At 72.6% G+C, this 9,382-nt stretch carries 9 protein-coding genes; 3 read left to right on the top strand and 6 right to left on the bottom strand.

Features of this window, described 5'->3' with window-relative positions:
• Window positions 1-2,876, top strand: a 2,876-nt coding sequence (locus ABT095_RS38365) for a ricin-type beta-trefoil lectin domain protein (RefSeq protein WP_350534270.1), incomplete at its 5' end; no start/stop codon positions are given.
• Between the two features lie 211 nt (window positions 2,877-3,087).
• Here ABT095_RS38365 and ABT095_RS38360 read toward each other — a convergent pair.
• Both ABT095_RS38360 and ABT095_RS38355 read right to left on the bottom strand, forming a co-directional pair.
• Window positions 3,088-3,381, bottom strand: a complete 294-nt coding sequence (locus ABT095_RS38360) for a hypothetical protein (RefSeq protein ID WP_350534269.1) — start codon at window positions 3,379-3,381, stop codon at window positions 3,088-3,090.
• 123 nt (window positions 3,382-3,504) lie between these two features.
• Window positions 3,505-4,398, bottom strand: a complete 894-nt coding sequence (locus tag ABT095_RS38355) for an aminoglycoside phosphotransferase family protein (protein WP_350534268.1) — start codon at window positions 4,396-4,398, stop codon at window positions 3,505-3,507.
• A 117-nt stretch (window positions 4,399-4,515) separates the two neighbouring features.
• Here ABT095_RS38355 and ABT095_RS38350 point away from each other — a divergent pair, with 117 nt between their 5' ends.
• The gene (locus ABT095_RS38350; RefSeq protein WP_350534267.1) at window positions 4,516-5,316 is read left to right on the top strand and encodes a class I SAM-dependent methyltransferase; all 801 of its coding nucleotides are present in this window, start codon (window positions 4,516-4,518) and stop codon (window positions 5,314-5,316) included.
• On the opposite strand, the gene ABT095_RS38345 is transcribed toward ABT095_RS38350, so the two are convergent.
• Window positions 5,298-5,879: a dihydrofolate reductase family protein gene (locus ABT095_RS38345; RefSeq protein ID WP_350534266.1), complete on the bottom strand. Its 582-nt coding sequence runs from the start codon at window positions 5,877-5,879 to the stop codon at window positions 5,298-5,300. The two genes, ABT095_RS38350 and ABT095_RS38345, sit on opposite strands and share 19 nt — an antisense overlap.
• Before the next feature lie 92 nt (window positions 5,880-5,971).
• Here ABT095_RS38345 and ABT095_RS38340 point away from each other — a divergent pair, with 92 nt between their 5' ends.
• On the top strand, window positions 5,972-6,559 hold the full coding sequence (locus ABT095_RS38340) for a TetR/AcrR family transcriptional regulator (protein WP_350534265.1): 588 nt from the start codon (window positions 5,972-5,974) through the stop codon (window positions 6,557-6,559).
• Here the strand turns inward: ABT095_RS38340 and ABT095_RS38335 are convergent.
• The 3 genes from ABT095_RS38335 to ABT095_RS38325 form a co-directional block, all read right to left on the bottom strand.
• Window positions 6,550-7,419, bottom strand: coding sequence for a hypothetical protein (locus ABT095_RS38335; RefSeq protein ID WP_350534264.1), 870 nt, complete (start codon window positions 7,417-7,419; stop codon window positions 6,550-6,552). The genes ABT095_RS38340 and ABT095_RS38335 overlap by 10 nt on opposite strands.
• Before the next feature lie 25 nt (window positions 7,420-7,444).
• The gene (locus ABT095_RS38330) at window positions 7,445-8,605 is read right to left on the bottom strand and encodes a DUF2306 domain-containing protein (RefSeq protein ID WP_350534263.1); all 1,161 of its coding nucleotides are present in this window, start codon (window positions 8,603-8,605) and stop codon (window positions 7,445-7,447) included.
• 115 nt (window positions 8,606-8,720) lie between these two features.
• Entirely contained in the window at window positions 8,721-9,236 is a 516-nt protein-coding gene (locus ABT095_RS38325) for a helix-turn-helix transcriptional regulator (protein ID WP_350534262.1), read from the bottom strand.
• Window positions 9,237-9,382 lie beyond the last annotated feature (146 nt).

Raw genomic sequence — 9,382 nt, 5'->3', positions numbered from 1 at the left:
TCGGCATCGCACCCGACGACGAGAACAACAAGTACTACCGCCACCACATCGCCAACAACCCCCACATCACCACCAACTACGACCTGCAGCCGAGCATCTGGTACCCGCGCACCAGCCCCCGGGCCGGATCCGCGAGCAACAACACCAGCACCGACTGCACCACCGACGGCACCACCGACGGCACCCACATCGCCTGGATCGGTGCGAACCAGAACATCACCTTCACCGCCTCCAACTGGTCCCCAGCAGGCATGAACCTCCACACGGTCTTCCGTCTGTGGAACGACCAGGGCTGGAACTGGAGCGGTGACAGCGGCTGGGCCGGCAACTACAACCCCAACGGTGTGAGCGTCAACGCGGGCTCCCTGGTCGACGGCCGCCGCTATGCGTGGACCGCCAACGCCTTCGACGCCGACCCGACCTCCCAGGGCCTGGGCTCCCCGGACTCGCAGGGCTGCGCCTTCCGGGTCGACAAGACGCCGCCCACCGTCGCCATCACCTCCCCCGACTTCCCGCCCTCCGGCACCCTCAACCCCACCCCCGGCAAGCGCGCGGGCGACGCGGGCACGTTCACCCTCACCGGCACCGACCCCGCACCCGCCGGCGGAGAGTCCTCCGGTCTCGCCTGCTACCGCGTCACCACCGACCCCACCCCCACCACCAACTGGCACTGCACCGACGGACCTGGCAACGGAATCGTCCTGCCGACCAACCCCACCTACCCGTTCACACCGGTCAGCTGGGGTACCAACATCCTCTACGCCCAGGCCCAGGACAACGCCGGCAACTACAGCCAGCCCGTCTCCTACGCCTTCTACGCGCCCTGGAACCCCAGCGCCAAGGCCGTCTTCGGTGACGTCACCGGCGACGGCAAGCCCGATGTCCTCCTCCCGGACGCGGCCGGCAACCTCAAGCTCGTCGGCACCGGCGCCGACCCGGCCAACGCCACCAGCTTCAGTGCTGCCAAGGCCCCCTCCGGCACCTGGAACGGCCTGCAGATCACCCACCGCAGCACCCTGCGCAATCCGGTCTTCCCGGTCGACGACCTCATCGTCCACAAGCCCGGCGACCCGATGATGTACCTGTACGCCAACACCGGCACCGGCGCCAACGCCGGCACCTACGGTCAGGCGACACCCTTCTACCCCAGCGGAAGCGCCACTCCGACTCAGACCACCTGCGTCGACACCAGTGGAAAGCCCGTGGTCACCGGCACCCTGAGCGGCTGCCCCACCGGCGTCGGGTACGACTTCTCCCAGGTCTCCCAGGTCCTCGCGCTCGGCAACCCCGACAACGAGCTCACCACCGCGCCGCTCAGCAAGACCGCGCTGGTCGTCGTGATCAACGGCTCCCTCTGGCTCATGCCGCCCGGCGGCAACACCGTGCTGCTCAAGAAGACCGACACCCAGCTCTCTTCGGCGCCCTGGGACGGCTCCAACAACACCGACGGCTACGACCTGATCGGCCCCGGCCCCGCCAACGGCACCACGTCCTGGACCGTCAACAGCGTGACCACCACGGTCAACCAGGCCACCCTGTGGGCACGTGACCGCAAGACCGGCAAGATCCTGGCCTACCCGATCACCAAGAACTCCGACGGCACCACCAACTACGCCGCCCTGGCCGACCCGACCGCGGGCACCGTCATCGGCAGCGGCATCGACGCCACCGGCTACCCCACCGTCGGCTCCTCCGGTGACCTCAACGGCGACGGAGCCCCGGACCTCTGGGCCACCAACGCGGCGGGCCAACTCACCATCTGGACCGGCACAGCCGACGCCAACGGCAAGGTCACCGGCCTCACCAACAACGCCACGCCGACCAGTCTGTCCGCCCCCGCCGACCAGTGGACCCTGGCCGGAGCCGACCAGAGCGGCACCAAGACCGGCGACGCCGTGGGCCGGGGCTCCGACCCCCTCGGTGCCAACCCCGGCACGGTCACCAACGTCTCCTTCGGTCCCGACACCATCAACAACAGCGCCACCACCGTCGCCACCTTCGCCGGCACCGGCAAGATCGACACCACCGCCACCCTCGACACCAACAAGTCGTTCAAGATCGACGTCTGGGCCAAGCCCAGTGCCCTCGGCGGAATCGTCGCCAGTTCCGACGGCGCCAACTCCAGCGGCTTCATCCTGTGGCCCGAGAGCACCGACGGGAACTGGCGCTTCGCCCTCAACTGGTCCGACGACAACGCCTGGAACTACGACCAGACCACCGACGTCATCACCAGCAACGCCCACGTCCAGCTCAACACCTGGACCCACCTCACCGCCGTCTTCAACGCGGACACCCGCCAGACCAGCCTGTACGTCAACGGTGTCCTCAGCGCCAACGGCCGCCACCCGGGCAGCTCGGGCATCAACGGCCCGATCGCGATCGGCCGGTACAAGTACCAGGGCGCACCCTCGGCGTACTACAGCGGCAGCATCAGCGACCTCAGCGTCTACACCGGCTCCGCCGCCCTGACCAGTTCCAGGCCCGGCCCTGTGCTGACCGGCATGGCCGGCTACAAGTGCATCGACGACAACGGCGCCGGCCAGACCAACGGCAGCACCATCCAGATCCTCGACTGCAACGGCACCCCCGCCCAGCAGTGGACCGTCAACGCCAACGGCTCGCTCAACGTCATGGGCGGCTGCCTGGACAACACCAACGGGATCAACGCCAACGGCAACGTCGTCCACTGGTACACCTGCAACGGCTCGCCCGCCCAGGTGTGGATCCCCCGCGCCGACGGCAGCATCTACAACCCGAACACCGGCCGCTGCCTCGACCTCCCGTCCGGCAACACGACCAACGGCAACCCCCTCCAGATCTGGGACTGCACCGCCGGCAGCCCCGTCCAGAGGTGGATCGTCCCGACGGCCAACTGACACCAAGGACGTTCACGAGCGTCTCCCGGCGGAGCCCGGCCCACCCACGGACCGGCCTCAGGCCCTCAACAGGGCCTGCCGCCCCCGCCCGGGAGCCGCTCGTGAACCTCGAATCCGGCCGAGCTCATCTGCGGCCGGTCCTCGATGATCACTGTGTCTCCTTCACCACCACGCCTGAGCAGCCCCGGCCGGCCGGGGCTGCTCAGGTCCCTCATGCCCGCCACAGTGCGCCACGACGGTGCCGCGCCGGCGGGATGTCCGCGCCGTCGAGGTCGTGGCCGGCTCGGTGCAGGCCGCGCAGGCGCTGGGCGTCGAGGCGGCAGCGGAGCCGGAAACGGCTCTCGGTCATGGCGATCTCGGAGTGGAAGGAGCCCTTCCTGCCGACGAGTTGCAGCCAGTGCCAGGAGGTGACCTGGTGCCGGGAGTGCCTGGGCAGTGGCCGCCGGCCCTCGCGGACGGCCAGGGCCAGTGCGGCCTGGGAGTAGCGCAGGTCGTGAAGGGACATGGAGACCTCTGGCCATGCCTCGACGCGGAGCCGGCCGGGGGTCGTACGTACGGTTCGGGACATCCTGAGCCTCCGTCAGGCCCTCCGGGCTCTCCGGAGGCACCTACGGCGGGTGGGGGGCGGTCAGCAGGGCTGGGCCACCTCCTCGAGCACGTGCCGGGCGGTCGCCGCCATCCGGGCGTTGGTCAGGCGGTAGTACCAGAGCTCCATCAGGGCCACCGACAGCGCCCACCCCCGGCCGCGCTCCCAGCGCGGCTCGTCCGCCCCCGCCGCCCGGCGGAACTCGGCGCGGGCCGAGCGCGGCAGGACGTACCAGGCGGGGAGCAGGTCCACCGCCGGGTCGCCCAGGCCCGCGCAGCCGAAATCGATCACTGCGCTCAGGCGCCCGTCGGCGACCAGCAGGTTGCCCGGCTGCAGGTCGGCGTGGATCCAGACCGGGGGGCCGTCGTGCTCGGGCGCCCGCAGCGCGGCCTCCCAGAGCTCGGTGACACCCCGGCCGTCCACCTCCCCCAGCTCCGCCAGCTCGGCGATCGCCTTGCGGACGTACCCGTCCCGCGCGGCCAGCGTCTCGCTCCGGTACGACGCGGGGCCACCCGCCGGGTCGATGCCCTGGAGGGCGGTGGTGAAAGCCGCGAGGTCCGCGGCGACCGCAGCGGGCCGGTCGAGCAGGCCGTCCGTCGGGGTCACCCCGCCGAGCCAGCGGTAGACCGACCACGCCCAGGGGTAACCCTCCCCCGGCAGACCCTCCCCCAGCGGCAGCGGGACCGGCACGGGCAGGGCCGCGGCCAGCCGCGGCAGCCAGGCGTGCTCCTTCGCCACGTCCCCCGCCGCCCCCGCGACGCGCGGCAGCCGGACCACCATCTCCGCCCCGAGCCGGTACATCGCGTTCGAGGTGCCGACCGGCCCGAGCGGCCGCACGTCGAGCCCCGCCCACTGCGGGAACTGACCCGCCACCAGGCGCCGCACCAGCGCCTCGTCGGTCTCGTACTCGTCGGCGTGCATCCTGCCCGTACTCATCCCCGCCCTCCTCAGCCGCCCCAAGCCGACCTCGGGCCCCGCCCCCACGTCAACCGAATTACGCCTGACCTGTGGACGCCCCGGCTGCGACAATGGAACGGACCCTGGGAGGTCCCCGTGGCGCTGCTCCCCGAGATCACCGCCTTCTACTCCACCGGCGACGAGGCCACCCGCCTCACCTCCGGTCGCACCCTGGGCACGCTCGAACTCCTCCGCACCCAGGAGCTGTTGCGCGCCCGGCTGCCCGGGCCGCCGGCCGAGATCCTGGACGTCGGCGGCGGCCCGGGCGTGCACGCGCGCTGGCTCACCGAGGACGGCCACCGCGTCCTGCTGCTCGATCCGGTGGAGCACCACGTCCACCAGGCCCGCGCCCAGCAGCTCACCGCCACCCTCGGCGATGCCCGTCAACTCGCCTACCAGGACGCCACCTTCGACGCCGTTCTGCTCCTCGGCCCGCTCTACCACCTGCCCGACCCGGCGCACCGCGCGCTCGCCTGGCGCGAGGCCCGGCGGGTGGTCCGACCCGGCGGCCTGGTGGCGGCGGCCGCGCTCAACCGGTACGCCCGGCTGCTCGACCCAGCCGTGCCCGACGGCGGGGAGGTCGCCATGGCGGGCCTGCGCCACCGCCCCGACGGGCCCACCAGCGCCTACCACTCCCCCGCCGGACTCCGCGCCGAGGCCGAGCGGGCCGGCCTGCGGAGCGTCAGCGTCCACGGCGTCCACGGCCCCGCCTACGCCGCACTGCGCGCCGAGGAGCGCCGCACCGGGCGGCGGGATCTCGGGCCGGACGCCCTCCGCTCCGCCCTGGAAGCCGCCCGCTGCGCGGACGCGTACCCCGAACTGGCCGTCACCAGCCTGCACTTGCTGGCGACAGCGCGCAGGCCGGAGCCGGACGGCCCTCAGCCCGCCGGACGGTAGGTGGTGACGGTGCCGCCACCGGAGAAGGAGTGCTCCTCCACCGGGACGAACGGCCGCGGCGCGTACCCCCCGGCGAACACCGGGAGTCCGCCACCGGCCACCACCGGGTAGCGCTTGATCACCAATTCGTCGATCTCCGCCAGGAGTTGACCGGCCAGCACACCACCGCCGCACAGCCAGACGTCAGCCGCACCCTCCTCCGCCTTGAGCCGGCGGACCAACCCCAGCGGGTCGGACGGGACCAGCTCCACCGCCGGATCGGCGATCTCGCCTAGCGAGCCGGAGACCACGTACTGCCGCAGGTGGGCGTACGGGCTGGTCACCCCGACGTCCAGGCCGGGCTGGTAGGTGCCGCGCCCCATCACCACGGTGTCGAAGCGCTTGTTGGGCACGTCCACCAGGCCGAGGTGCGGCCGGACGTGGGAGGGCAGGGTCTCCGGGTACTCCGACTGCTGGAACTCCGCCATGTCCGGCGCCACCGGGAAGAAGAAGTCGAACTCCCCGCCCGGGCCCGCGATGCAGCCGTCCAGCGAGACGCCGATGTAGTACACGAGCTTGCGCAAACCGAACCTCTTCCGCCGGGTATAACTCCGGCCGTAGTACTCTGTATGTAGTGGTTAGAAGTTAGCACTACACCCGGAGTGGTATCAACCCCATGGCACGGAGAAACGAAGAGAGACGCGCGGCCCTGCTGGACGCCGCGATCGAAGTACTGGCGGCCGAGGGGGCACGTGGCCTCACCTTCCGCGCCGTCGACCAGCGGGCAGCCGTCCCGGCCGGCACGGCCTCCAACTACTTCGCCAACCGCGACGAGCTGCTCACCCAGGCCGGCGGACGCGTCTACGAGCGGCTCGGCCCGGGCGAGGCCGTGCTCGCCGCCGGTTTCGACGGCCCCCGCGACCGGGCGCGCCTGACCGAGCTGATGCACGACCTGGTGGCCCGGGTGACGGCCTTCCCCACCGGTTTCCTCGCCCTGCTCGAGCTACGCCTGGAGTCCACCCGCCGCCCGGAGCTGCGCGAGGTGCTCACCGCCCGGATCCGCGCCGACCTCGAGGGCAACCTCGCCTACCACGAGAGCGCCGGCCTGCCGGGCGACCGGTCCACCGTCCTGCTGCTGTACCTGGCCCTCAACTGGCTGGTCCTGGAGCAACTCACCCTCCCCGAGCTGCTCCCGGACCAGCAGCGCCACGGCCTGGTGACCACCCTGGTCGAGCGCCTCCTCGACGCCGGCCCTCAGGCCTGACGGGCCAGCAGCAGCCGCCCGCTCAGGCCGGTGACCAGCAGCCCGGCCACCATCGCCAGCAGCGACAGCCCCGGCCCGATCCCCCAGTGCACGTCCGACGCCCGCCCCGCGAGCACCACGGCCACCGCGACCGCCACCCCCGGCAGGGCGACCAGCGCGGGGCGCAGCCGCCCCAGGTCGTCCTCGACCAGCGAGCCGAGCACGCCGACGCCCATCGAGAGCGCCCAGATCCCGAGCGCCTGGGCGTCGGCCCGGCTCACCGCCCAGGGCACGAAGCCGCCCCAGTACCCCGGCAGCACCAGCAGGCCGGCGCCGATGCCGGTCCAGGCGGAGCCGAGGATCGCCAGCGCCGGCTTGGACCAGGCGGGCAGCGGCACGGCGGCCGCCCGGTACGGCGTGGCCGGGCGCCGGTACTGGGCCGTCAGGCAGACGAGTGCGCCCAGCGCGAGCAGGCCCGTCACACCGACCCAGCCCAGGCTGAACAGCACCACGACGATGCTGCCGCCGTGGGCGATGTGCAGGCTCCGCCCGTTGAGCAGGGTCACCGCGAACTGGCCGATCAGCACCACGCCGGTCGGCAGCACCAGGCTGCGGGCCTCCTCCCAGCTGCGGGCCCGGCCGACCAGCAGCAGCCCGGGCGCCACCCCGACCATCGCCGCGCCCATCACCGCCGGGCCCAGCGGCCCGGGCGAGATCCACGGTCCGAAGCCGGCACCGGCCAGGCCCGCCCCGGCCATCGCCAGCCCGGTCAGGAGGCTGATCGCCGCCACCGTCCCGGCCAGCACGGCGACCGCCGGGGAGAGTTCGCGCCCGCCCGGGGACTCCTGCTCAGTTACGGGCTGTTCCGTCCGTTCCACCATCACCGTTCTCCCCTTCCTCGAGGAATCAGACAGCCAGTGCCGCAGTCGCCACGGCCGGGCTCCGCTTCACCACCTCGCGCGCGTACATCAGCCGCAGCCCGACCACCGCCGTGGCGGCGAACGCGAGCATCCCGCAGCCGATCCCGACCCCGGCCGTCAGCGCCGTCGGCCGGTCGATGCCCAGCGCGTGCTGGAAGAGCAGCACGGCCCCCGCCGAGAACACCGGCGCCAGCCCCATCGCGGCCAGGTGCAGGCTCCACTCCTCGCGCGCCCAGCTGCGGCCCTCCCGCCCGGCCACCGATCGGCGCCAGGCCATCGCCGCGCCGCACAGCGCGTACGGCACCAGGTAGCCGATCAGCTGGTTGCGGCCCTCGGTGCCCGCCCGCAGCATCGCCGCCGCCAGCCAGCCGAGCGCGCCCAGCCCGGCCAGCTGACACACCACCAGCACCGGAAGGGGAGCCCAACTGCCGCTCACACCTGGGACGTTCCGCCGTCGGTCGAGCGCGCGTGAGCCGACCAGCGCGCCGAAGGCGACCACCGAACCCAGGTGGGTCAGGGCGATCCGGTTGATCGCCATCATCGACTGGCCGGGGAACAGCACCGGCAGCGCGCCCCACTCCAGCCGCAGCAGCGGCGCGGTCATCAAGTAGCCGTAGCAGAGCAGCATCCAGCGCTGGTGCACCGCACCCTGGCGCCCGACGGCGGCGACCACGCCGAAGACGGTGCTCAGCACGGTGCCGACCAGGATGGTGGCGAGCACGATCCAGAAGGCCTCCCCGCCGAAGGCGTCCCGGGGCGCGGTGCGCGCGAGGTAGACCCCGGCGGCGGCCATCGAGACGAACACGGTGGCCGCGTAGAGCACGCCCAGCGCCCGGTGCAGCCGCAGCCGGCGGCGGACGGCGGTGAGCAGCTGGGCCGGGCCGAGCAGCATCAGCAGGCCGCCGAGCACGGTGTGCACGGCCAGCGCCGCGAAGCTGTGCGCGTACGGGCCGGTCCTGGTGGCCAGCGCCTCGGCGACGTACCGGGCCGAGACCGTGCGGGCCAGCATCCACTGGCCGATCGCGGGGGCGTCGGGGTGGGCGTACGGCCAGATGTCGGTCATCGCGATCGGCGCGTAGCCGATGCACAGCACGCCCACCGCGATCGCGGCTCGGCGCGTCCACCGGGCCCGGCTGGGACTGTTCACGACGGCTCCCCTCGGCCTACCCTGCTCCCAATAGTCCTTTCTGGACTATCGGGAAGGTAGTGTCCGGCCGAGGAGGTGGTCAATACCTGTGCCGCAGCGGTCTTCCGGCCCGGGCTCAGCGCTCCCGGCTCTCCACCCACTGCCAGAACTCGACCATCATCCGCTCGTAGCGGATGCCGAACTCCAGCGCCTCGCGCTGCCCCCGGGTGATCAGCTCGCCCACCGACTCCGCCAGGCCCTCGTACTCGGCGAGGGTCCGCCGGTGCTCGGTCATCTGCACGGGGGCGAGCACCCGCGGGCTGCCGCCGAACCACAGCTTGAGGATGCCCCGCTCACGCGCCTCCACCGGCACGAAGGAGGAGTCCGCCAGCCACTCCCCCAGCGCCGCCCGGCCGGCCTCGGTGAGCCGCAGCTGCCGCCGGTTGCGCCCGCCCTCCTGCCGCAGCTCCGACAGCAGCCCGGCCTCCACCAGCCGGTCGCACTGCGCGTACACCTGCGCGTGCGGCACCGACCAGAACGGCGCGACCGTCCGCCCGGCCTCCGTCTTCACGTCGTACGGGCTCGCCTCGCCGAGCTGGTCGATGATGCCGAGTACGAGGTAGGAGGAGGTGGTCAAGCGGAGGTCAGCCATGCCCCAGACGGTACCGCTCCCCCGGAACGCGGAGAACACGGTGGGGCGGGCCGCCCCCGGCCTACCGTCCGGTCGAGGAGGCGGCGCCGCAGTCCCAGGTGGCGCTGGCCTGGCCGCAGGAGCGGACCACCGACCTGGTGGAGGAG

The organism is Kitasatospora sp. NPDC002227 (assembly GCF_040296285.1).
Lineage (GTDB): Bacteria > Actinomycetota > Actinomycetes > Streptomycetales > Streptomycetaceae > Kitasatospora.
Note: the sequence above shows the minus strand (reverse complement) of the source record. Positions and strands in the feature narration are given on the sequence as shown.